Origin of the sequence: Gallibacterium genomosp. 1, from assembly GCF_001678575.1 — a bacterium.
Lineage (GTDB): Bacteria > Pseudomonadota > Gammaproteobacteria > Enterobacterales > Pasteurellaceae > Gallibacterium.
Genome location: NZ_JTJP01000012.1, coordinates 1 through 23752, shown reverse-complemented (window position 1 = coordinate 23752; position 23752 = coordinate 1). Strand labels below are relative to the sequence as shown.

Here is a 23752-nt window from a genome sequence, read left to right as displayed (position 1 = left end):
TCTATCTCTCAATTTGACTGTTTTGCCAGACGTGCAAATTCTTGCCCACGCACTTCAAAATTCGGGAATTGATCCAAACTCGCACAAGCCGGGGAAAGCAGTACCATATCGCCGGCTTTTAATTTCGGTCTAATCTGCTCAATCGCTTGCTCCATAGTGTCCACCACCACACTTTGTGATGATAACTCTGCCAACGGCAATTTATCTTGACCGAAGCAATAACAGAAAATATTCGGTTTATTGATTAATGGTTTAAGATCGCTGAAATCCGCTTTTTTGCCGTCACCGCCCAATAATAGATATAAATTACCTGCCACCTGCAAACCGTTCAATGCTGCTTCAGTACTGCCTACATTGGTCGCTTTAGAGTCATTCACCCAACGCACACCGTTTTCATAATGTACCGTTTGAAAACGATGATCCAGACCGGCAAAAGATTGCAGCGCATCGATGATGCCTTGCTGTGGAATTTTGACCTCTTGAGCTAATGCAATCGCCGCTAACGCATTCATATAATTATGACGACCAATCAATTTCATTTTCTCAACATCCAACAACAAACGGCTGTCAGTTGCTAAATAAGTATGCCCCCACATCTCCTGTAAATAATAATCGGCGTGTTTTTCCGCAAAACTCAACAAACGATGTTGCGGTTCACGATAATCCGGATAAGTTGCCCGATCTTCATTATTAACCACAATCGTTTCTGCGTGACGATAAATGCGTAATTTCGCCTGACGATACTCTTCCATATCATCATAACGGTTCATATGATCTTCAGAAATATTTAAAATGGTTGCCGCTGCCGCATTTAAACTGTAAGTGGTTTCTAATTGAAAACTTGATAATTCAAGCACATATAACTGGCAACCTTTGCCTAGCAACGATAATGCCGGAATGCCGATATTGCCACCGATACCAACATTTAAATCTGCCGCTTTCGCCATTTCATAAACTAAGGTAGTAACGGTGCTTTTACCGTTAGAACCGGTAATAGCCACAATCGGCGCATCCGCTTCACGACAGAAAAGTTCAATATCGCCAACAATTTCAACACCCTTTTCACTCGCCTTGCGAATTTCCGGGGTTTTTAATGAAATGCCCGGACTTAACACAATCAAATCACTCTGCAACAGCCATTCCTGATTTAAACCGCCGGTATGTACGGCAATGTCTGCCGGCAATTGATCCAAACCTGCCGGTTTTCCTCGGGTGTCAATCACCTGTAAATTCACTTTTTTATCTGCGAAATAAGAAACACAGGATAATCCGGTTTTTCCTAATCCCACTACTGTTACTGTTTTGCCTGTATAGTTATATTGATTTGCCATTTTCGCCTCCAACCACAGTTAACGTAGCTTCAATGTTACTAAGCCGAGTAACACCAAAATTAAAGAAACGATCCAGAAACGCACGATAACACGAGGTTCCGGCCACCCTTTCAATTCAAAATGGTGATGAATTGGCGCCATACGGAAAATACGCTGTTTTCTTAATTTATATGAGCCGACCTGCAAAATAACCGATAGCGTTTCAATAACAAATACACCGCCCATAATAACTAACAGAAACTCTTGGCGCACCAATACCGCGATTGTACCAATTGCACCACCTAATGAGAGCGAACCGACATCTCCCATAAAAACCTGTGCCGGATAAGTATTGAACCAAAGGAAACCTAATCCCGCACCGACCATTGCAGTACAAACCACCACCAATTCGGCACTGTATTTAATGTATGGAATATGCAAATAATCAGCGAAATTCACGTTACCGGTCGCCCACGCAATTAAAGCAAATGCGGCTGATACCAACACGGTCGGCATAATCGCCAAACCGTCCAATCCATCCGTCAAATTCACAGCATTACTGGTACCGACAATCACAAAATAGGATAACACGATATAGAACAAACCAAGTTGCGGCATAATCTCTTTAAAGAACGGCACAACCAACAATGTGGCATTGCTATCTTTACCGAGCAGGTACATCCCGATTACTGCCACAAAGGCAATCACCGAAAGCCAAAAATATTTCCAGCGAGCGATCAAACCATCCGTATTTTTACGCACAACTTTACGATAATCGTCTACAAAACCGACCGCACCATAACCAAACAGCACAAACAGCACAAACCAGACATAAGGGTTATCCAAGCTCGCCCACAACAAGGTGCTGACACCAATGGAAGCCAAAATCATAATGCCGCCCATTGTCGGTGTGCCACGTTTGCTAAAATGGCTTTCCGGTCCATCATTACGCACCACCTGACCGATTTGCAATAACTGTAGTTTACGAATCACTTTCGGTCCGATCCACAAACAGAATAATAAGGCGGTCAATAACGCCAAAATAGCGCGTACGGTAATATATGAAAAAACATTAAAAAATGTGTGATATCGAACTAAAAACTCACTAACCCAAACTAACATTGTTCAAAACCTTTAAATGAATCAATCACTTGTTCCATTTTCATAGAACGAGATCCTTTAACTAATATTAAAATTGTTTTTCCGGCTTTCATTTGTTGCGCCGCATACTGCTGTAAATCGGCAATTAATTCCGCCTTATCCTGATAATGTTTGCCACCACAGGTTTGACTAATCACGCGACTATATTGACCAAAGCTCATCACCTGATCCAAGTTTGCATTCAATGCCGCCTCCGCCACTTGCCGATGACATTGTTCCGTACTCTCTCCCAATTCCGCCATATCCCCGACGACCAACACTTTCACTTGCTGCGGTGCGGAGTGCAACACAGAAATTGCCGCTTTTAATGAATCAACATTGGCGTTGTAGGTATCATCAAGCAAAGTGAGTTGAGAATTGACTTCAATCGGGAATAAACGCCCTTTCACCCGTTTTCCTAATGCCAGACCTTTTTTTACATCATCCAAAGTTGCGCCTAAAGCGATCGCCAATGATGCGGCTGCCAAGGCATTGCTGACATTATGTAACCCTAAATAAGGCAATTCGATCTCAATCTCGCCTTGCGGCGTACAAAGCACAAATGAAAAACCGATATTTGTGTGTTGAATCGCTCTCGCATAAATATCGGCTTCAGAATGAGTAAGAGAAAAACGCTTGATTGGATGTTGCGCAATATTTTGTTGCCACATTGGCAAATAGTTGCAGTCTTGATTGATAACCGCAATGCCATTTTCAGTTAAACCTTGATAAATTTCGCCTTTTGCTTTTGCAACACCTTGTAGCGAGCCAAAACCGGCTAAATGCGCCGGCGCAACATTATTCACTAATGCCACATCCGGTCTGGCTAATTGCGTGGTATACGCAATTTCACCGGCGTGATTTGCGCCCAATTCAATCACAGCAAAACGGTGTTGATCAGTTAATCTTAATAATGTCAACGGCACACCGACATCATTATTAAAATTACCGGCAGTAAACAACACCTCATCAGCATTTTTTGCTGTTTGTTGCAGAATCGCCGCTGTCATCTCTTTGACCGTAGTTTTACCTGACGAGCCGGTCATCGCTGCCACTTTCGGATTGACCTGTTGACGCACCCACAACGCCAGCTGTCCTAACGCTTTTTTGGTATCGGCAACCACCAACTGAGGCACCGAAACAGCCGGATCAGCCTGTTCAACTACCAAAATTTTTGCACCCTGTTGCGATACTTGCGCCAAAAAACGGTGTGCATCAAAGCTTTCTCCACGTAAAGCAAAGAAAACACTGCCGCAACAATCTGTGCGGCTATCTGTTGTTACCTTATCCACTTCAAGCTCAGCCGAAGGCGGGTTCACCTCTTTCGCTGACAACAACTCACTTAAAGCAGCAAAACTCACTTTTATCATTCGTTATGCTATCTATGTAAAATTTAATAATTGAGAAACGATTTCACGATCAGAAAAATGATGCTTAGTATGCCCGATAATTTGATAATCTTCGTGACCTTTTCCGGCAACAAGAATCACATCATTGGCGTTGGCACAGGCAAAAGCATAAACCAAAGCCTGTTTCCGCTGGTGAATTATAGTAGCGTTATTTGGAAAGTCTAGACCCTGCACAATATCATTAATAATTGCTGCTGCATCTTCAGTACGTGGATTATCATCGGTAATCACAATATGATCGGCAAGCTGTTCGGCAATTTTCGCCATTTGCGGTCTTTTGCCTTTGTCACGATCACCGCCACAACCGAAAACACACCATAACTGTCCGTCACAATGCAAACGTGCTGCCCGCAACGCTTTATCCAAAGCATCCGGCGTATGCGCATAATCGACAATAGCCGTCGGTCTGCCTTCTGCGGTAAAACACTCCATTCTGCCGCAAACACCTTGCAACTGATTGACACTGTCGCTCAAGCAAGAAAGCGAATATCCTAACGACAACAACGTTGCCGTTGCTAGCAACAAATTACAGACATTAAATTCGCCAATTAATTGCGAATGGAAAACGGCTTTGCCCCAACTTGAATCAACAGTGATTGTTACTCCTTGTTGGTGATAAACCAAATTTGTCGCTTTTAACCAACGTTTATGTTGTGGCTGAAAATCACTTTGCAGACTCACCTCAATCGCATCATCCATTTGTTGCAACCACTGTTTACCGACCTCATCATCCGCATTAATAATACGATTCGGCACATTAAACTCGGTAAATAACATTTTCTTGGCATCGGCATAAGCCTGCATAGTGTGATGATAATCCAGATGATCCCGACTTAAATTAGTAAATACCGCTGCCGCAAACTGCAACGCGTCTACTCTATGTTGCACTAAACCGTGAGAAGAAACTTCCATTGCTACAAAATCAGCTTGATGCGCCACAAACTCTGCCAAATTACGCTGAATTTCCACTGCTGAGCCGGTGGTGTTGGTCGCCGCTTTAACCTGCTGATAAAAACCGTTACCGATCGTCCCCATTACCGCACTTTTTTTGCCTAACAAATGTGTCCATTGCGTTAATAAATTGGCAACTGTGGTTTTACCATTGGTGCCGGTAACGCCCACTAACGTGACTTTTTGTGAAGGATGATGATAAAAAGCACCGGCTAAGGAAGATAATTGATGAGCAAGCCGATAAACATAAATGAAAGGGATATTGTCGTGCCATTCAGTTCGTGCCTGATCTTGCGGATCTTCGCTTTCTAAAATAACAACAGCTGCACCGGCGGCAACTGCCTGTGCTGCAAATTTTCTGCCGTCAAGCTGATGCCCGATTAGCCCGATAAAAACATCGCCTGACTGAACTGCTCTGCTATCCAACTGCAAGTGGTTCAACGGCTGTTCCGGTAATGAAATCGCAAAATATTGATTTAATCGCTGCATCGTCTTTATCCTTAATTATGGCGTTGATTTTCTGTCTTAAGTGAATCGATATGCACAATGCGTTTCGCACTCTTGGTTTCACCCTCAATACCGTCCGGCTTAATATTCTTCACTCTTAAAGTATGGCCCATAATTTTTGAGAACACCGGTGCCGAAATCGAACCACCATAATATTTACCGGCGGTCGGATTATTAATCAAAATCACCAAGGCAAATTGCGGATCACTTGCCGGCGCTACCCCTGCGGTATACGCAATATATTTATCGACATAACGACCATTTTCCAATTTTTTCGCTGTACCGGTTTTAATTGCAACGCGATAACCCGGCACTGCCGCAGCAATACCCCCTCCTCCAGGTAAAGCAACACTTTCCATCATATGCACCACTTCACGTGTCACTTTTTCTGAATAAATACGTTCACCAATAACTGGAGGATCCACTTTTGTAATGGATAACGGGCGATATAAACCGAAACTACCTAAAGTAACATAAGCTCTAGCCAATTGTAGTGGCGTAACGGTCAAACCATAACCATACGCTACGGTTGCACGCTCAATATCTGCCCAACGCTTACGATTGTATGGTAAAGTTCCAGATTGTTCACCCACCAAACCTAAATTGGTTGGCATACCGAAACCTGCTTTATGATAGGTATTCATCAACACCGAAATCGGCATTTGTAACGATAAACGACTCACACCAACATTACTCGATTTTTGCAGAATACCGGTAATGGAAAGTTCGTTTCTCGGGGCAACATCTCGAATAGTATGCCCATTCACTACAAATGGTTTGGTATTTACAATAGTATCCGGTGATACAATTTTCTGCGTCAATGCCGTTAATACTACGAACGGTTTTACAGTAGACCCCGGTTCAAATGTATCGGTAATTGCTCGATTACGACGCATTTCCGCTTGTGATCCTAAAATATTGTTTGGGTTATACGAAGGTGCAGTCGCCATAGCCAAAATCTCACCAGTACTGATACTAACCAATACGGCAGTGCCAGATTCTGCTTTATTTTCCGCTACTGCTTTTTTGATTTCACGGAATACCATTGATTGCAAATGTTTATCAATACTTAATGTTACATCGTGTGCATCATATTTTTGCGTAGTTGAAATATTTTCAATTACATTACCAGATTTATCCTTACGGTATGTTTTAAAACCTGATTTTCCGGTCAACAATGAGTTAAAACTCTTTTCAATGCCTTCAATTCCTTGACCGTCAATATCGGTATAACCCAATAATTGAGCTGATTCTTCAACTGTCGGATAAAAACGACGATATTCTTTCTGCAATGAAACACCGGTAATTTTCAATTCACGAATATAATTTGCCATCGTCGGGGAAATTTGACGATCTAAATAAACAAATCGAGATTTAGGGTTTTTATTTAAACGAGAAATAAGTCCATTCAATGAAGTATTTAACGCTTCAGCTAAACGCTGCCAACGATCTTTTTCCATTAATGAATTTTTACTGAAAATTTCTTTCGGATCAGCAATTACAGAATAGTTTTCAACACTAACAGAAAGCAACTCACCATTACGATCTAAAATATCACCGCGAATATAAGGGATTTGTTCCGTACGGAGTGAACGTTTATTTGCTTCAGAAATTAATACATCTGATTGCACCAACTGCACATAAGCTGCTCTTGCCACCAATGCTGCTAATAGAGCCAAGACAATAACGATGGTAGACCAGTATCTACCCTTCACAAAACTGCTTGAGTTCTGACTATAACTAGAAGATTTTTTTTTCACCTTTGCCATTATTATTTACTGTCCTCTAATTATTCAATAATTAACACTTCCTGATCATCTTGCGTAGATTGCATTCCCAACTGTTTTGCAATTCCCTCAATACGTGTGCGATCACTCAATGCACTATCTTCCAAACGCAAATTAAGTGCTTCACTTTGCAATGCCTGATATTCAGTCTGTAACTGATTCTTTTCACTAATCGCTAAACGAGTTAAATGAGTTACCCAAATGGTTGACACCGCAATAATCAATAAAGCGATCAACAACAACATCACTGTTTTATTAGCTTGAAAGATATCATCCACAATAATTCGCCATAACGGATAACGATCATAACGATTAAAAATCATAATAACCTCTCCGCAACACGCAACACTGCACTTCGAGAGCGGCTATTTACTGCAATCTCCTGTTCACTCGGCATAATTGCTTTACCGATAATTTTCAATTTTTGGTTGCGTTCAATTTGATCTTCTGTCAACGGCAAGCCTCTTGGAATATCATCACCTTTGCTCTGTTTTTTCATAAAACGTTTAACTAAACGATCTTCTAAAGAATGAAAACTAATAATTGACAAACGTCCTTGCGGTGCCAACACATCAATTGCTGCCATTAAAATTTTCTCCAACTCTTCCAATTCACTATTAATAAAAATACGAATAGCCTGAAAACTACGAGTTGCCGGATGTTTATGTTTCTCTTTAACAGGGATCGATTGTGCAATTAATTGTGCTAACTGAAGAGTGCGGGTTAATGGTTCTGTACCGTTTAATTTAGCTTGTTGATTGAATTGAACAATATTTCTCGCAATACGTTTCGCAAAACGCTCTTCACCGAATGTTTTTAACACCCAAGCAAGATCACTTTCCGAAACCTGCTGTAGCCATTGTGCAGCAGACAGCCCTTTGGTCGTATCCATACGCATATCTAAAGGCCCATCTTGCATAAAACTGAAGCCGCGTTCCGCTTGATCAAGTTGCGGTGAAGAAACCCCCAAATCCAACAAAATACCGTCAATTTTACCAATTAACTGATATTTTTCGCAGATTTCATTAATTTCTGAAAAGTTGTGGTGTTCTATGGAAAAACGAGGATCCTGAATGGATTGCGCAGCAGCGATAGCCTGTGGATCACGATCAATCGCAATCAAGCGGCCGTGTTCGCCTAACAAGGAGAGAATACGACGTGAATGACCGCCACGACCGAAAGTACCGTCAATATAAATACCGTTCGGCTTGATTGCTAAACCATCCACTGCTTCATTCAATAAAACAGTAAAGTGTGAAGGATCTGAATAGGTGACTTGTTCCATATAAAAATTCACTTATAAAAACAAAGTTTTTAACTCTTCAGACGTTGCCATCGTACCACTGCTACCAATTTGAATGTCTTGTTCGATTTGCTGCTGCCATCTGTCGGCTTGCCAAATCTCAAATTTGTTAAGCTGACCGACCAGCATAATTTCTTTTTCTAGGGCGGCATGTTGTCTTAATGCGGGACTAAGCAATATACGACCGGTCTTATCCAACTCGCATTCTGTTGCATATCCCAACATAACACGTTGTAAACGTCGTCCAGTTTCATCAAAATTCGGTAATTGCAGTAATTTCTGCTCAATAATTTCCCATTCAGAGAGAGGATAAAGTAAAAGGCAAGGTTGACGAATATCGGCAGTACAAATTAATTGTCCCTGCTCTTTTTCCTGTAATTCTGCACGATAACGAGTCGGGATCGCCAAACGCCCTTTTGCATCAAGATTAATCAACGATGCTCCTCGAAACATACTCGCTACCTATAAAATGAACCCAAAAAGAGAATTTATTACCACTATTTACCACAATTTACCACTTCTTGCTAAGTCTATGCTTTGAAAACCCTGATTGCAAGCGATTAGTTCAATCTTTACAAAGAATTTTTGGGGTGTCGGAAAAGAAAAATCTCATTATCTGCTGAATGAGCTATTTCAATATCAATTTGATGATGCTTTTCTTTCATTAACCCCTGTTCAGATATCACTGATGTACTAATCTGATACTATTCATCAAAGATTTTTTAGCAGTATTTAAATGGCGTTTTAGTTCTGTGATCGCTCCCAAGTCGTCTTGACTGACAATTTTCACTAAAACGGCTAAATGTTCTTCAACTGCTAAAATATTTCTTGTTTTTAAATCTCTGTTATCCCATTGATAATGAAAGTTAAAAATTATAGAAATCAGCTCAATAAAATCATTAATAAAGGGGTTATCCGCAGCAGATAAAATAATCGAATGAAATTGATGATCCAATTTGGCAAAATCAGTAAATTGTTCCGAAATATGTTCTCGAAGAACTCTATGTTCTTGTAGCAACATTCTCATTTGACTCCATCTCACATCTGATTGAGGCAAGTTCATAAAGCAATTTAAAGCGTGGCATTCCAACATTTCTCTTAATTCAAATAATTTATCGGCATAATGAGGCGTAAATGCGACCAATTGCCACTCTCCCCTACCTAAATTTTTAATAAGATTAAATCTGGAAAATTGTATGAGATATGCTCTAACTGAAAAAATATCAACATTTGCATTTTTAGCTAACCATAACTCTGAAATTTTATCTCCAGGTTTAATCACTTTTGTTCTCACAATTTCTTGAAAGTAAGATTCAATTTTTTTAAGAGATTTCGGATCATTTTGCTTTGTTTTTAATAAACTAAATTTATCCTCTTCTCTTGGCTCCCTCGACACAACATAATTTTCATTCTGTTTCACTAAAATACCTTTTTTCAATAATTCAGATAAAACAGAACGAATCGTTGTTCTACTAACGTTATATAAAGAGGCAAGAATCACCTGCGAAGGTAAAGGTGAATCCAATACTTTTGCAGAAATAGCATCCATTACCTGATTAGCGACTTCATTTCTTAGTTCAAAATCTCTACTCATTTCTGACTTCCTTTTTATAAAAAACACATAAAAAACATTAAAACATTTTGTTATTCACATTACTACAACTAAGTTCTGAAATTCTTTTGCAAAGCACAAATAATAGCCCTGTTGTTAATTTTCAATAAGCAAAAGAAGGATTAAAAATGAAAGCGTTAGTTTGCAATAAACCTTTTGAATTTTCATATAAACAACTCTCAACTCCTACAATCGAAGAAGATCAAGTCTTGCTTAAAGTTGCTGCTGTTGGTATTTGCGGAACAGATATTCACGCATTTGGAGGAAATCAACCTTTCTTTAGCTACCCTCGTATTTTAGGACACGAAGCTAGTGGCATCATTGCTGACATTGGTTCAAAAGTATCTCAATGGAAAGTTGGTCAAAGAGTTGCACTGATTCCTTATGTTTCTTGTGGTGAGTGTGATGCTTGCCGAAACGGACGCACAAACTGCTGTGAAAAAATTTCTGTTATTGGTGTTCACGAAGATGGCGCATTTAGCGAATATCTTGCTGCCCCTGCTAGAAATATCCTAGCTATAGATGATCAAGTTGATGATATCACTGCTGCATTAATAGAACCTTTTGCAATCAGTGCTCACGCAGTTCGCCGAGCAGAAATTAAAGCCGGAGATGATGTTTTAATCGTTGGTGCCGGTCCTATTGGTCTTGGTGCTGCTGCAATCGCAGCTGCTGATGGGGCAAATGTCGCTATTGCTGATACCAGTGCTGAAAGAAGAGAACATATTAAAACACAGCTTAAACTTCCAGCCTTTAATCCAATTGATGAAAAAGTGGAAAACTTCTTTAACGGGAAATTACCTCTTATTGTCATTGATGCCACTGGTAATCAAAAGGCAATGAATAATGATGTAAATCTCATCCGCCACGGTGGCAGAATTGTTTTTGTCGGTTTATTTAAAGGAGATTTCTCCATCCACGATCCTGATTTCCATAAAAAAGAAACTACCCTTTTAGGAAGCCGTAATGCAACTCCAGAAGATTTTGAAAAAGTACAATCCCTTATGGCACAAGGAAAATTAAGTGCTGCAATGATGCTAACTCATACTTTTAAATTTGATCAACTTGCAGAAGTTTTTGAAGAGCAAGTAGTAAATAATAAAGATTTAATAAAAAGTGTTGTTACTTATTAAATAAAAAACAGATAAAAATCATAATTTAGCTGTTTTTATCACATTATGTTGTTGGGTTCCTGTTCAACCTGATAACACCAAAATTTACAAACCACCCAAAACTAAGTGAGGAAAATTATGCGTTTATTCAAAAAACCATTAACAACCCTACTATCTTTAGGACTATTTACCCTTTCTGTTAATGCTTTCTCTGCTACAGAAATTATGATTGCTTATGGTAACCAACCGGGCGAACCGATTGATAAAGCAATGCATTTCTGGGCTGATAAAGTTAAAGAAAAATCTAATGGCGACATTATCTTTAAATTATTCCCTTCTAGCCAACTTGGGAGCGAAACAGAAGTGTTAGAACAAGCTCGTTTTGGAGCTAATATTATTACCATTAGTGACTATGGAGCATTAATGGATATCGTTCCTGACTTAGGTGTTATCAATGCTCCGTACTTATCTCAATCTTTTGAGAAAAAATCTAAACTTCTACATTCCGATTGGTTTAAAGGACTTAGTGAGCAATTAGATAAACAAAATATTCATATCGTTATCCCAGATGTCATCTATGGAACTCGTCATCTATTGACTAAAAAACCGGTTACTAAACCGGAAGATTTGAAAGGTATGAAAATAAGAGTTCAGCATTCTAGAGTACCTTTACAAACAATAAAAGCTATGGGTGGAGTACCTACTCCTATGTCACTATCAGATGTTTACCCTGGTTTGTCTGAAGGAATTATTGATGGATTAGAAAATCCACCAGCCGTACTTTATGGTGGCAAATTTTTTGAAGTTGCAAAAAATCTAAATCTCACCGCACATTCAACCCATATGTCTCCTTTTGTAGTGGGAACTGCGTTTTGGGATACACTAACCCCGGAACAACAAAAAATTATTATTGATTCAGGTAACGAGATGGTTGTTTTTGGAGCCAATCAAGTACAAACCGCAGAGAAAGAAGCAATCGAAAACCTTCGCAAAGCAGGAGTGAAAATTAACCAAGTGGATATCAAAGCATTTTCCGATACTGTAAGAAGCAAAATACAAGAAGCATTCCCTGAGTGGACTCCTAACTTATATAAAAATATCCAAGCTCAATTAGAAACTTATTAATAACTTTGATACACGGCGTGTCCATCACGCCGTTTTTTAACTTTGGAGGGATTTATGAATCAACAACCCCAACAAAAGAAATTTTGGCTTAGTGATATTGATGAAATCCTCGCATCATTTTTCTTAGCATTAATCGTTCTACTTTCAGGCTACGGAGTTATTATGCGCTATTTTCTTAATTCGCCTAGTGCCTGGGTAGAAGAAATGTGTGTTGTGTTCTTTATTTGGTTTACATTTTTAGCATCAAGTGCCTTATGTAAAAATAATGAACTTATTCGCATTGATTTCCTGTTAAGCAAACTTCCTCACAAAATAGCAAACTTTATCGATGGCGTTATACAGCCTTGCATTATGATCTTTGCGTTAGTTTTTATGATCTATTTAGGATTCAAATTATTACCAATGTCCAAGGTGCGTTTTACACCAACACTACATATTTCTTATCTCGCTATTTATGCAATTATTCCAATTAGTGCCTGCTTTATGCTTTATTACGAGATCAGAAAGATTGTCTATTACTTCAGAATTAATCATAGGAGTAAATTATGAGCGTAGTTATCCCTATTACAATTTTGTTAATTCTTTTTGTTATAGGAACTCCTGTTGCATTTTGTATTTTCATTTCCACACTCTGCTATTTTTTGATGAGTGATCTACCAATGATTATGCTTATTCAACGTTTAGCCGGAGGTTTAGAGTCTGTCACTTTATTGGCAATACCATTCTTTATTATGGCAGGTGTTTTTATGAATCACACCGGTATTAGTGCAAGATTACTAAAATTTTGTGAAGTTCTAACCGGACATATGAATGGTGGATTAGCTCAAGTTAATGTGGCATTAAGTACATTAATGGGTGGTCTATCTGGCTCAAATATTGCCGATGCCGCAATGAATTCAAAACTGTTAGTGCCACAAATGGTTGCTCGTGGTTATAGTGCTTCATTTTCTGCCGCTGTTACCGCAGCTGGCTCACTAATTACTCCGATTATTCCGCCAGGTATTGCAATGATTATTTACGGCTATGTGAATAATGTATCTATTGGCAGATTATTCTTAGCCGGCATTATCCCAGGAACATTACTCTGCATTATGATGATGATTTTGGTCTCAATCATTTCTAAAAAAAGAGGATATTTACCAATTAGGGAAAAAAGAGCAAGCTGCAAAGAAATTGCACTCTCCGCTAAAGATGCTGTTCTCGCATTATTATTACCAATCATCATTATTGGCGGTATTAGAATGGGCGTTTTTACACCTACCGAAGCAGGTGCCGTTGCTGTCATTTATGCCATTATTTTAGGAACTTTAATCTATAGGAATATGGATATAAAACAACTTTGGTTGGCAACAAGAGAATCAGCTTTAGGTGCAGCCAATGTCTTATTGATTATTTGTATGGCTGTTGCTTTCTCTAAATTTTTAACTTGGGAACGTGTTCCTCAAGCATTAGCTCAATGGATGACAACTGTTGTTGATAGCCCAATCACATTCCTTATGTTAGTTAATATTTCATTACTGATTTTAGGTATGTTTCTTGAAGGCAATGCCATTATGATCGTGCTTGCACCGTTACTTGCGCCAATCGCCAATTCATATGGTATAGACCCTATTCATTTCGGTATCGTGTTTATTTTCAATGGAGCAATAGGAACCATCACTCCGCCATTAGGCACAGTAATGTTTACTACTTGTTCTATCACAGAAGTACCAATCGAAAAATTTATTAAAGATGTCATTCCTTTTTGGGGACTGCTCATCTTTGAATTAATACTACTTACTTATATTCCATCTATCAGCATTTGGTTACCAAACCTTGTTTATGGAATTGCAAATTAATGAAGGACAATAAATTATGAAACAACTCAACCGTACAAACTTTCCGGGAAATCAATATCCAACAAAAATTATTCAATTTGGTGAAGGCAATTTTTTACGTGCTTTTATTGATTGGCAAATTGATTTATTAAATGAAAAAACTGATTTTAATAGCGGTGTAACTATTGTGCGCCCGATTAATACCGATTTTCCGCCGTCATTAAACACCCAAGATGGGCTTTATACCACCATTATTCGTGGCTTAAATGAAAAAGGCGAAGCGGTAAAAAAAGTCCGCATTATTCGTTCAGTTAATAATGAAATTAACCCTTATCAACAATTTGATGATTACCTTCAATTAGCACATAACCTTGATATTAAAGTAATTTTTTCTAATACCACTGAAGCCGGCATTAGCTATCACGAAGGTGATAAATTAACCGATCGCCCGGCACTAAGTTACCCGGCAAAATTAACGCAACTTCTCTATGAACGCTTCAAGGTAGTCAATGGCGACAAGAGCCAAGGTTTTATTTTATTGCCGTGTGAATTAATCGATTATAACGGCGTAGAATTAAAACGTCTGGTACTTCGTTATGCCCAAGAATGGCAACTACCAGCTCAATTTATCGATTGGCTAGAACAGGCGAATACGTTCTGCTCCACTTTGGTCGATCGTATTGTTACCGGTTATCCTCGTAATGAAGTGGAACAGCTTACTAACGAACTCGGTTATCAGGATCAATTCTTAGATACCGCCGAATATTTTTATCTGTTTGTCATTCAAGGTCCGAAATCTTTAGAAAAATTGTTCCGTCAGGATCAACTCAAATTAAATATATTGGTTGTGGATGACATCAAACCTTATAAAGAACGCAAGGTCGCCATTTTAAACGGCGCGCATACATCATTAGTTCCGGTTGCATACCTTGCCGGCGTGGATTATGTCGGTGATGCAATGCAGGATCAACAACTACGCCAATTTGTGATCGATACTTTAGCGCAAGAAATTATACCGGTGCTCTCATTGCCACAAGACGAGTTGCAACATTTTGCCGATGCGGTCATCGGACGTTTCCAAAATCCGTTTATTCAGCACGCACTGTTATCAATTTCGCTTAACAGTATGACTAAATACCGCACGCGTATTTTGCCGCAATTATTGGCTTATCAGCAAAAATATCAAAAATTACCGGTGCGTTTAACCTTCGCTTTAGCGGCGTTGATTGCTTTTTATCGCGGTAAACGAGATCAACAAGCTATTCCATTGAAGGATGATCAAATTTGGTTGGATCATTTTGCAGATTGGTGGCAACAATGGCAGCAACAAACGCTCTCCACTAAACAGTTAGTGCAAAACGTCTTGAGCCAAACCGAACATTGGCAACAGGATTTAACTCAACTTCCTGACTTAGTGGACGATGTTACCGAAAAATTGGATGCTATTCTCGCAAAAGGAATGCGTAACGCATTATCACAATATTGTTAGGAGCGATTATGAAGCAGTTTATTCAAATTCAAGCTCAGGATAATGTTGCCGTTGCGCTACAAAATTTAAGTGCAGGCACTGTTATTCATCTTGCAGATAAGGAAATCAGACTAAAACAGGATATTCCGCGTGGACATAAATTTGCGGTAAAAGATATTGCCGCACAGGAAAACATTATCAAATATGGTTATCCCATTGGACACGCTACCTGTGCCATTACAAGCGGTGATTATGTGCATACGCATAATGTGAAAACCAATTTAAACGATATTAATGACTATAGCTATCAACCGAATTTTCCGGCGATTGACATTAATGAAGCGGATCGTGAAGTGCAGATCTATCGCCGTGCCAATGGTGACGTTGCCATTCGTAACGAACTTTGGATTATCCCGACTGTCGGTTGTGTGGTCGGCATCGCTAATCAAATTCGCCAACGATTTTTGCAACAAAATCCGGCTGATGACATTGATGGCGTATTCACCTTTTCTCACAGTTATGGTTGTTCACAACTTGGTGATGACCATCAAAACACCAAAGTGATGTTACAAAATATGGTTAAACATCCTAATGCCGGCGCCGTATTGGTGATCGGTCTTGGATGTGAAAATAACCAAATTGATGCCTTTCGGGAAACTTTGGGCGATTACGATCCTCAACGTGTGAAATTTATGGTATCGCAACATTTTGAAGATGAGGTAGAAGCCGGATTGGAATTATTGCAGCAACTCTATCAACAAATGCGCAATGATCGCCGCCAAGCAGGGAAATTAAGCGAAGTGAAATTCGGTTTAGAATGTGGCGGTTCTGATGGTTTGTCCGGTATTACTGCCAACCCTTTGTTAGGCAACTTTTCTGATTACTTAACCGCTCACGGCGGAACGACCGTATTGACCGAAGTGCCGGAAATGTTTGGTGCAGAACGCATTTTGATGAGCCACTGCCGCGACCAACAAACTTTCGATAAAACGGTTGCAATGGTAAACGGCTTTAAACACTATTTTATCTCCCATCATCAACCGATTTATGAAAATCCTTCTCCGGGAAATAAATCAGGTGGCATTACCACATTGGAAGATAAATCGCTCGGCTGCACCCAAAAAGCCGGTCATAGCCAAGTGGTTGATGTGTTGAAATATGGTGAACGCCTCTGCAAAGCCGGTTTAAATCTATTAACGGCGCCGGGGAACGATGCGGTTGCCACCAGTGCGTTGGCAGCCGCCGGCTGTCATATGGTGTTGTTCACCACCGGTCGCGGCACACCATACGGCGGTTTTGTACCAACAATGAAAATTGCCACTAACAGTGAATTAGCGCAACGCAAACGCAACTGGATCGACTTCAATGCCGGACGTTTAGTTGAAGATGTTGATATGAGCCAGTTATTGGACGATTTTATCAACAATGTGGTTGAAATCGTGAACGGAAAACCGACTAAAAACGAAATCAATCAATTCAGAGAGTTAGCAATCTTTAAGAGTGGCGTAACCTTGTAAAAGATATTTCACAAACAACCCAATACAAAAACGGCATAACCTACATTTTGTGTAAGTTATGCCGCATTTTTAATGGTGGTTCACGATTAAATATCTAAATTCGCGTGCAATGCATTGGTTTCAATGAAATCACGGCGCGGTTCAACTTCATCGCCCATTAAAGTAGTGAAGATTTGATCTGCTGCCACTGCATCACGAATGGACACTTTTAACATACGACGTGCTTCCGGATCCATTGTGGTTTCCCATAACTGTTCCGGATTCATTTCACCCAATCCTTTATAACGCTGTACGGACAAGCCACGACGCGACTCTTTCACTAACCAGTCAATTGCTTGTTCAAATGAGCTAACATTCAAGCGGCGTTCGCCACGAGTAACATAAGCCCCCTCTTCAAGCAGATTGCGTAATTGATGGCCAAGTTTCAACAATAGTGCATATTCACTGCCTTCGATAAAATGGAAATCCAAGGCGTGATCGGTATCAATGCCGTGAGTGCGCACAGTGATCACCGGTTCATATAAATGACGTTCTGCATTGTATTGTACTTTCGCAGAATAATGGGTACCGTGCTGTTCTTTGCGAACCAAGGTTGCCACCAATGTATCCACCCAGCTTTTCACGGCTTCCTCTTGCTGCATTAGTGCCGGTGTTAAATCATCCTGATAAATCAACTCGCGCAAAATTGCTGCCGGATAACGGCGAGATACTCGGTTAATCATTTTATTTACACGGTTATATTCTGCGACCAAATTCTCCAACGGCAAACCTTGCATTGCCGGTGCGGTCGGATTGACATATAACGCCGCTCCATCCAACGCAATCGCCAATTCATATTGGGTCATTGCATCGTCATCTTTAATATATTGTTCCTGTTTACCTTTCTTCACTTTGTAAAGTGGCGGTTGAGCAATATAAACGTGTCCACGTTCGATCAACTCCGGCATTTGACGATAGAAGAAAGTTAATAACAAGGTACGAATATGTGAGCCGTCCACATCCGCATCGGTCATAATAATAATGCTGTGGTAACGCAATTTGTCCGGATTATACTCATCACGTCCAATGCCACAGCCCAATGCGGTAATCAATGCCGCCACTTCTTGAGAAGAGAGCATTCTGTCAAAACGGGCCTTTTCAACATTTAATATTTTTCCTTTTAGCGGCAAAATCGCCTGATTTTTACGATTACGTCCCTGTTTAGCAGAACCACCAGCGGAATCCCCTTCCACAATGTAGAGTTCTGACAATGCCGGATCACGTTCCTGACAATCCGCCAATTTACCCGGCAAACCACCCAAATCCAATGCACCTTTACGGCGAGTCATCTCTCTGGCTTTACGTGCCGCTTCTCTTGCTCGAGCCGCATCAATAATTTTGCCGACAATAATTTTGGCATCGTTCGGATTTTCTAATAAATATTCTTGCAAACGCTCACCAACAGCGGATTCGACTACACTTTTCACCTCTGAAGAAACCAATTTATCTTTAGTTTGTGATGAAAATTTCGGGTCTGGTACTTTAACGGAAACAATCGCAACTAATCCTTCACGAGCATCATCTCCTGCCATTGCCACTTTCGATTTTTTGTTGTAACCCTCTTTTTCCATATAGTTATTAAGGGTACGGGTCATCGCTGCACGAAAACCGGCTAAGTGAGTTCCACCATCACGTTGTGGAATATTGTTAGTGAAACAGTATAAATTTTCTTGGAAACCGTCATTCCACTGCAATGCCACTTCCACACCGATGCCATCTTTCTCAGTGTTAAGATAGAACGGTTTGCTATGAATTGGATTTTTATTTTTGTTTAAATATTCCACAAATGCTTGAATTCCACCTTCATAATGAAAGTGATCAGAACGGTTAGTGCGTAAATCAATTAAACGAATGGATACGCCTGAATTCAAAAATGAAAGCTCACGCAAGCGTTTAGATAAGACCTCATATTGGAATTCTGTGTCGCTGAAAATAGACGGACTTGGCCAGAAACGCACAGTAGTTCCGGTTTTATCACTCTCACCGATAACCGCCAACGGTGCCTGTGGTTCACCTAGACGGTAAAATTGTTCGTGAACGTGTCCTTCACGGCGAATGGTTAGCTGTAACTTGTCGGAAAGTGCATTTACCACCGACACCCCTACGCCATGCAAACCGCCTGAAACTTTATAAGAGTTGTCGTCAAATTTACCGCCAGCGTGCAATACCGTCATAATTACTTCCGCTGCAGAAACGCCTTCTTCTTCGTGAATACCAACCGGAATACCTCGCCCGTCATCCTGCACGGATACAGAATTATCTTCGTGAATAGTCACGATAATGTCTTTACAATAACCGGCTAAAGCTTCATCAATCGCATTATCAACGACCTCAAACACCATATGGTGTAAACCTGTACCATCATCGGTGTCGCCGATATACATACCCGGACGTTTACGCACCGCATCAAGCCCTTTTAAAACTTTAATACTTGATGAATCGTAAGAATTTGACGTTTGATTTGACATAATTATTATCTCTAGTTTTATTCAAAAAATTAGTCTGAATTATAGCAGAAAAGGGCTTTAAATCCTAGAACATACCGATTTTATCACCCTTGTTTTCTGGAGAAACAATGCCTTAACTCAGGCATTGCCGTGCAAATTGTTCGCTGAATTGATCTAACCAACTTCGATTATGGGATGGGGTTTGATTTTTCATATCTCGTAATGCATCATAAATTGCCTGTTCCAATGTCGGAATGTCAACTTGTTGCCAACAATTCAAACGTTGAAAATTGGTCTGTAAATCAGCTGCAAAAATAATGCCGCTGTAATAATCGTAAATATAGCCGTCAAAACCTTTTCCCTGATCATAAAGCTGATGTTTTAGCTCGGAAATCGGCTGTTTATATTTGCCGTTAAACCAATCAACAACACCGTGTGCAAAAGAATCAACATTAAAATGCTGATTGACTCGTCCTTGATAAGTCTGCTGTGTCGCCTGATAAACCGGTGCATAAGTGCTTTTCACCAGCTGCTCTTGTGGCAGATCAATCACCGGCTTTGCCTCGTGTTGCTGCGCACAGGCCGCTAGCAACAAAATCGCTGTCATCAAAAATACTTTTTTCATTGTCTTATGTTTTCCTTGATATTCAATAAATCACTAATATACCTCAAGCAACGGATGATAAATTTTACAATTCAGTGTTATAATCGCAACTTAATTCATCCTTATAACAACTTTTAATTATGAGTCGTCAGAAAAAAACAAGAAAAATCAGTGATTTAATGCCTGCACGTAAACAGGATAAAACCGATATTTCCAGCACTAAAAAAGGCAAAAAACCAACAAGATATGAGTTGGATAACAAGGCTTGGGAAGAAAAACGTAAGAAAAAACATAAAGGTCGCCCTTCCGGCAGCCGTTATGCTAACGCTGAAAAAGCGGATATGATTGTGGAGAATGTCAAAAAAGATCCGCGTGTCGGCAGCCGTAAGAAAATCCCACTCATTGTGGAAGAAGTGAATCAGCAACAAAACAGATCCGCTGAACCCATTGAGATTGTCATTCGTCCGAAAAAAGAGCGTTCCGCCGAACAGGAATTATTTGAATTGGAAAATAACGAAATTCTGAATCAATTGCTTGATCAACTCGAAGCGGGAGCAAAACTTTCGAAGAAAGATCAAGAATTCGTTGATCAATGTTTAGATCGTATTGACGAATTAATAGCAGAATTAGGTATTGAGCCGGAAGATGACGATGAGCAGGATCTTTACTATCAATTTGAAAAAATCAATATCAACCAATTTAAATAAATTACAATGAATATTTCAGTATTACTATTAATTATCGGCTGTGTCATTATCATTGCAATGGCAAGCTATCTTGTTTGGTTACTGCTTGCCATTAAAAAGCAGAAACGCTTGTTACAGCAGGCTTATCAACAACGAATGAATCGATTGTTAGAAAGTATCGAAATTATCGCCAAAGCAATGTTGAGTGATGAATGCAATCATTCCGAGGGTGTGTTACGCTTAAAACCATTGTTAGAAGCTTATGGTAAAATTCAGCTGAATGCTTTCCCAGCGATGCAAGAACTCTACCTCACCGTTAAAGATATGCCTGTTAAGGAAGAACGCCAGGCATTAGATAAAAAAGAGAGAAGAAAGCTCGATCTCACAAGGGAAAGTAAAGAAGCAAAATTAGAAAAGCAAATTAAGTTGGAGTTGCCTCAATTACTTGAGGGTCTTAAATAATCATAATTAGTGGGTATTTATTATGTCAGAAATTTTATGGGATCATAATCTGATTCGAAAATATAACCAATCAGGGCCGCGCTATACTTCATATCCTACTGCGTTAGAGTTTAATGAAGTTTATAACAATGATGATTTTATTATGGCGGCAGAACGTTATCCAACGCGTCCATTATCATTATATATTCATATTCCTTTCTGTCATAAGCTTTGCTATTTCTGTGCGTGTAATAAAGTAATTACACGCCACCAACATAAAGCGGATATCTATTTGGATTACTTGGAAAAAGAGATCCGAACTCGTTCCTCTTTATTTGCTCAACGAACCGTTACTCAAATCCACTGGGGCGGTGGCACACCAACTTATTTAACTGAAGAGCAATCTGAACGTTTAATGTCAATGTTACATCGCTACTTTACTATTAATGAAAAAGCAGAAATCAGCATTGAAATGGATCCTCGTGAAATTGAACTTTCTATGTTGGATCACCTACGTAAAATCGGTTTCAACCGCATCAGTATGGGCGTGCAGGATTTTAACAAAGAGGTTCAAAAAGCAATAAATCGTGAGCAAGATGAGCAATTTATTTTTGATTTAATGCATCACGCGCGTGAACTGGGATTTCAATCTACCAATCTTGATTTGATTTACGGTTTACCATTGCAGACCTTAGACAGCTTTATGTTTACCTTACAGAAAGTAATTGAATTGAACCCTGATCGCTTAAGCGTATTCAATTATGCACATTTGCCAACTCGTTTTGCTGGGCAGCATAAAATTAAACAGGAAATGCTACCTTCACCAGAAACAAAATTATCTATTCTGCAAAATACTATCGAATTTTTGACCAATTCAGGTTATAAATTCATCGGAATGGATCACTTTGCAAAACCGAATGATGAGTTAGCTATTGCACAAGCGAATGGTGTTTTACATCGTAATTTCCAAGGCTACACCACTCAGGAAGAGTGTGATTTGTTGGGAATGGGGGTTTCCGCCATCAGCTTATTAGGTGACAGTTACGCACAAAACCAAAAAGAATTAAAAAGTTACTATGCCGACATTGAGACTCGCGGTATTGCTTTAAACAAAGGTTTAGTAATGACACGTGAAGATTGCTTACGGCGTGATGTAATTAAAGCATTAATTTGTAACTTCAAATTAAAATTTGAAGTTATCGAACAACAATATCAAATCAACTTTAAACAACATTTTGCTGAAGATTTGGCTCTGCTTGCGCCTTTAGTTGAAGATGGATTACTTAGCATTGATGATGAAAGTATTACTGTTTCATCAAAAGGTCGTCTATTAATTCGTAACATCTGTATGTGTTTTGATACTTACTCTCGTCAGCAAGCGAAACGTCAGCAATTTTCACGTATTATTTAATCAAAAGGATTTCGGATGAATACTTTACAATTTATCGTTCAAACCGTTATTGGCATCTATATTTTTATTTTAGTCGCAAAAGTCTGGTTGCAATATTGCAAAGTTGACTTCTACAATCCGCTTTCGCAAACATTAGTTAAATTAACACAACCAGTGTTATTACCGTTACGTAAGCTCGTACCAATAAAATATGGCATTGATTTTGCAGCAGTTTTAGTTGCTTTTATTCTAGGAGCAATCAAACTACCTTTACTCTATTTTGTTGTTTCCGGACATCTTTCCTTAGAACTTCCTTATGTTCTATTATTAGGTGTACTTTCCGTCGTTAAAGCGTGGGGGGAAATGATCTTTTGGGCAATCTTTTTACGAGCTATTTTAAGCTGGTTCAGTCGTGGCGGCAATCCGTTAGATTATGTGTTATATCAAATCAGTGAACCGTTGCTGGCACCGATCCGCCGTATTTTACCACGCACCGGAATGCTTGATTTTTCAGTAATGGTATTAGGGATTATCCTGATTCTACTCAATAACGTATTGCTTGATCTCTTTGGTCAACTTTGGATGATTGCGTAATGGCAGTCAATCGTACTGAAAATGGGCTGTTGTTAAACATTATCCTGCAACCCAAAGCCGGCAAGGATCAAATTGTCGGCTTATATGGCGATGAATTGAAAATCACTATTACCGCACCGCCTATTGACGGCAAAGCCAATGCCCATTTGCTTAAATTTCTTAGCAAACAATTTAAAGTCGCCAAAACACAAATTGAATTACGCAAAGGCGAATTAAGCCGACATAAGCAGGTTTTTATTCCCTCTCCCGAACAAATTCCCCAGCCTATTCTGGATCTACTTGAATAGCACTCCGATTTTATTCAGATTCTTATCTGACCTACGGCGTTAGTTGTCATTATTCTCGCTTAAATCCGTACTGAAACAACGATCACAAGGATCGCTTTTTTTCAAAAAATTCTTTTCTTCTGCCACTATTTCACCATTAAAAATTTTATCTTTTTGAAGCCAACCCCTTGTTTTTTTTTTTTTTTTTTTAAACTAAGAAAGTTTTT

Annotated in this window: 22 protein-coding genes; 11 read left to right on the top strand and 11 right to left on the bottom strand. The window is 39.5% G+C overall.

Annotation, left to right across the window (positions count from 1 at the left end; all coding sequences use genetic code 11):
• Positions 1-8 precede the first annotated feature (8 nt).
• The 9 genes from murD to QV04_RS03290 all read right to left on the bottom strand — a co-directional run bounded on the left by murD (position 9) and on the right by QV04_RS03290 (position 10001).
• Positions 9-1331 carry a UDP-N-acetylmuramoyl-L-alanine--D-glutamate ligase gene (gene murD, locus QV04_RS03330; protein ID WP_065230943.1) on the bottom strand — a complete coding sequence of 441 codons (1323 nt, stop codon included), beginning with the start codon at positions 1329-1331 and terminating at the stop codon, positions 9-11.
• Between the two features lie 18 nt (positions 1332-1349).
• On the bottom strand, positions 1350-2432 hold the full coding sequence (gene mraY, locus QV04_RS03325; RefSeq protein WP_013745297.1) for a phospho-N-acetylmuramoyl-pentapeptide-transferase: 1083 nt from the start codon (positions 2430-2432) through the stop codon (positions 1350-1352).
• The gene (gene murF / locus QV04_RS03320) at positions 2426-3820 is read right to left on the bottom strand and encodes a UDP-N-acetylmuramoyl-tripeptide--D-alanyl-D-alanine ligase (protein WP_065230942.1); all 1395 of its coding nucleotides are present in this window, start codon (positions 3818-3820) and stop codon (positions 2426-2428) included. Before murF ends, mraY begins: the two co-directional genes overlap by 7 nt.
• A gap of 12 nt (positions 3821-3832) precedes the next feature.
• Positions 3833-5299: a UDP-N-acetylmuramoyl-L-alanyl-D-glutamate--2,6-diaminopimelate ligase gene (gene murE / locus QV04_RS03315; RefSeq protein ID WP_018346126.1), complete on the bottom strand. Its 1467-nt coding sequence runs from the start codon at positions 5297-5299 to the stop codon at positions 3833-3835.
• Positions 5300-5310: 11 nt separating this feature from the next.
• Positions 5311-7086: a peptidoglycan glycosyltransferase FtsI gene (gene ftsI, locus QV04_RS03310; RefSeq protein ID WP_065230941.1), complete on the bottom strand. Its 1776-nt coding sequence runs from the start codon at positions 7084-7086 to the stop codon at positions 5311-5313.
• 20 nt (positions 7087-7106) lie between these two features.
• Positions 7107-7427 carry a cell division protein FtsL gene (ftsL, locus tag QV04_RS03305; protein WP_039133832.1) on the bottom strand — a complete coding sequence of 107 codons (321 nt, stop codon included), beginning with the start codon at positions 7425-7427 and terminating at the stop codon, positions 7107-7109.
• Entirely contained in the window at positions 7424-8389 is a 966-nt protein-coding gene (rsmH, locus tag QV04_RS03300; protein WP_065230940.1) for a 16S rRNA (cytosine(1402)-N(4))-methyltransferase RsmH, read from the bottom strand. The genes ftsL and rsmH overlap by 4 nt, the downstream gene beginning before the upstream one ends.
• A gap of 12 nt (positions 8390-8401) precedes the next feature.
• Entirely contained in the window at positions 8402-8860 is a 459-nt protein-coding gene (gene mraZ / locus QV04_RS03295) for a division/cell wall cluster transcriptional repressor MraZ (RefSeq protein ID WP_013745303.1), read from the bottom strand.
• A 229-nt stretch (positions 8861-9089) separates the two neighbouring features.
• Positions 9090-10001, bottom strand: coding sequence for a GntR family transcriptional regulator (locus tag QV04_RS03290; RefSeq protein ID WP_013745304.1), 912 nt, complete (start codon positions 9999-10001; stop codon positions 9090-9092).
• Between the two features lie 146 nt (positions 10002-10147).
• Between QV04_RS03290 and QV04_RS03285 the strand changes: the two genes are divergently transcribed.
• The 6 genes from QV04_RS03285 (at position 10148) to QV04_RS03260 (ending at position 17058) form a co-directional block, all read left to right on the top strand.
• Positions 10148-11152 (top strand): zinc-binding alcohol dehydrogenase family protein, encoded by a 1005-nt coding sequence (locus tag QV04_RS03285; protein WP_013745305.1) that lies wholly within the window; start codon positions 10148-10150, stop codon positions 11150-11152.
• 117 nt (positions 11153-11269) lie between these two features.
• Positions 11270-12256, top strand: coding sequence for a C4-dicarboxylate TRAP transporter substrate-binding protein (locus tag QV04_RS03280; protein WP_018346131.1), 987 nt, complete (start codon positions 11270-11272; stop codon positions 12254-12256).
• Positions 12257-12310: 54 nt separating this feature from the next.
• A complete protein-coding gene (locus QV04_RS03275; RefSeq protein ID WP_018346132.1) occupies positions 12311-12805 on the top strand; it encodes a TRAP transporter small permease in 495 nt (164 codons plus the stop codon).
• Positions 12802-14094: a TRAP transporter large permease gene (locus QV04_RS03270; protein WP_039090043.1), complete on the top strand. Its 1293-nt coding sequence runs from the start codon at positions 12802-12804 to the stop codon at positions 14092-14094. Before QV04_RS03275 ends, QV04_RS03270 begins: the two co-directional genes overlap by 4 nt.
• 16 nt (positions 14095-14110) lie before the next feature.
• Positions 14111-15562, top strand: coding sequence for a tagaturonate reductase (locus tag QV04_RS03265; protein ID WP_065230939.1), 1452 nt, complete (start codon positions 14111-14113; stop codon positions 15560-15562).
• Between the two features lie 8 nt (positions 15563-15570).
• Entirely contained in the window at positions 15571-17058 is a 1488-nt protein-coding gene (locus tag QV04_RS03260; protein WP_065230938.1) for a UxaA family hydrolase, read from the top strand.
• An 86-nt stretch (positions 17059-17144) separates the two neighbouring features.
• Here QV04_RS03260 and gyrB read toward each other — a convergent pair whose 3' ends face one another.
• Together gyrB and QV04_RS03250 are read right to left on the bottom strand one after the other, a co-directional pair.
• Positions 17145-19565, bottom strand: a complete 2421-nt coding sequence (gene gyrB, locus QV04_RS03255) for a DNA topoisomerase (ATP-hydrolyzing) subunit B (RefSeq protein ID WP_065230937.1) — start codon at positions 19563-19565, stop codon at positions 17145-17147.
• Positions 19566-19677: 112 nt separating this feature from the next.
• Entirely contained in the window at positions 19678-20169 is a 492-nt protein-coding gene (locus QV04_RS03250) for a hypothetical protein (protein WP_065230936.1), read from the bottom strand.
• A 119-nt stretch (positions 20170-20288) separates the two neighbouring features.
• On the opposite strand from QV04_RS03250, the gene yihI reads away from it, so the two are divergent.
• From yihI to yggU, 5 genes are read left to right on the top strand one after another with little or no spacing between them, the layout of a single operon-like run.
• Positions 20289-20855, top strand: a complete 567-nt coding sequence (gene yihI, locus QV04_RS03245; RefSeq protein ID WP_065230935.1) for a Der GTPase-activating protein YihI — start codon at positions 20289-20291, stop codon at positions 20853-20855.
• 6 nt (positions 20856-20861) lie between these two features.
• Positions 20862-21296 (top strand): DUF2489 domain-containing protein, encoded by a 435-nt coding sequence (locus QV04_RS03240; RefSeq protein WP_065230934.1) that lies wholly within the window; start codon positions 20862-20864, stop codon positions 21294-21296.
• Positions 21297-21318: 22 nt separating this feature from the next.
• Positions 21319-22686: an oxygen-independent coproporphyrinogen III oxidase gene (gene hemN / locus QV04_RS03235; RefSeq protein ID WP_065230933.1), complete on the top strand. Its 1368-nt coding sequence runs from the start codon at positions 21319-21321 to the stop codon at positions 22684-22686.
• Between the two features lie 15 nt (positions 22687-22701).
• The gene (locus QV04_RS03230) at positions 22702-23259 is read left to right on the top strand and encodes a YggT family protein (protein WP_065233152.1); all 558 of its coding nucleotides are present in this window, start codon (positions 22702-22704) and stop codon (positions 23257-23259) included.
• Positions 23259-23546 (top strand): DUF167 family protein YggU, encoded by a 288-nt coding sequence (gene yggU / locus QV04_RS03225; RefSeq protein ID WP_013745317.1) that lies wholly within the window; start codon positions 23259-23261, stop codon positions 23544-23546. The genes QV04_RS03230 and yggU overlap by 1 nt, the downstream gene beginning before the upstream one ends.
• Positions 23547-23752: the final 206 nt, after the last annotated feature.

Bases quoted from the DNA above. Each gene is read 5' to 3' on its own strand.
- mraY (WP_013745297.1), bottom strand. From the start codon at position 2,432: ATGTTAGTTTGGGTTAGTGAGTTTTTAGTTCGATATCACACATTTTTT.
- QV04_RS03240 (WP_065230934.1), top strand. From the start codon at position 20,862: ATGAATATTTCAGTATTACTATTAATTATCGGCTGTGTCATTATCATT.
- QV04_RS03250 (WP_065230936.1), bottom strand. From the start codon at position 20,169: ATGAAAAAAGTATTTTTGATGACAGCGATTTTGTTGCTAGCGGCCTGT.
- QV04_RS03285 (WP_013745305.1), top strand. From the start codon at position 10,148: ATGAAAGCGTTAGTTTGCAATAAACCTTTTGAATTTTCATATAAACAA.
- QV04_RS03270 (WP_039090043.1), top strand. From the start codon at position 12,802: ATGAGCGTAGTTATCCCTATTACAATTTTGTTAATTCTTTTTGTTATA.
- QV04_RS03275 (WP_018346132.1), top strand. From the start codon at position 12,311: ATGAATCAACAACCCCAACAAAAGAAATTTTGGCTTAGTGATATTGAT.
- QV04_RS03260 (WP_065230938.1), top strand. From the start codon at position 15,571: ATGAAGCAGTTTATTCAAATTCAAGCTCAGGATAATGTTGCCGTTGCG.
- QV04_RS03280 (WP_018346131.1), top strand. From the start codon at position 11,270: ATGCGTTTATTCAAAAAACCATTAACAACCCTACTATCTTTAGGACTA.
- mraZ (WP_013745303.1), bottom strand. From the start codon at position 8,860: ATGTTTCGAGGAGCATCGTTGATTAATCTTGATGCAAAAGGGCGTTTG.
- QV04_RS03290 (WP_013745304.1), bottom strand. From the start codon at position 10,001: ATGAGTAGAGATTTTGAACTAAGAAATGAAGTCGCTAATCAGGTAATG.
- yggU (WP_013745317.1), top strand. From the start codon at position 23,259: ATGGCAGTCAATCGTACTGAAAATGGGCTGTTGTTAAACATTATCCTG.
- rsmH (WP_065230940.1), bottom strand. From the start codon at position 8,389: ATGGAACAAGTCACCTATTCAGATCCTTCACACTTTACTGTTTTATTG.
- ftsL (WP_039133832.1), bottom strand. From the start codon at position 7,427: ATGATTTTTAATCGTTATGATCGTTATCCGTTATGGCGAATTATTGTG.
- murF (WP_065230942.1), bottom strand. From the start codon at position 3,820: ATGATAAAAGTGAGTTTTGCTGCTTTAAGTGAGTTGTTGTCAGCGAAA.
- hemN (WP_065230933.1), top strand. From the start codon at position 21,319: ATGTCAGAAATTTTATGGGATCATAATCTGATTCGAAAATATAACCAA.
- gyrB (WP_065230937.1), bottom strand. From the start codon at position 19,565: ATGTCAAATCAAACGTCAAATTCTTACGATTCATCAAGTATTAAAGTT.
- ftsI (WP_065230941.1), bottom strand. From the start codon at position 7,086: ATGGCAAAGGTGAAAAAAAAATCTTCTAGTTATAGTCAGAACTCAAGC.
- murD (WP_065230943.1), bottom strand. From the start codon at position 1,331: ATGGCAAATCAATATAACTATACAGGCAAAACAGTAACAGTAGTGGGA.
- murE (WP_018346126.1), bottom strand. From the start codon at position 5,299: ATGCAGCGATTAAATCAATATTTTGCGATTTCATTACCGGAACAGCCG.
- yihI (WP_065230935.1), top strand. From the start codon at position 20,289: ATGAGTCGTCAGAAAAAAACAAGAAAAATCAGTGATTTAATGCCTGCA.
- QV04_RS03230 (WP_065233152.1), top strand. From the start codon at position 22,702: ATGAATACTTTACAATTTATCGTTCAAACCGTTATTGGCATCTATATT.
- QV04_RS03265 (WP_065230939.1), top strand. From the start codon at position 14,111: ATGAAACAACTCAACCGTACAAACTTTCCGGGAAATCAATATCCAACA.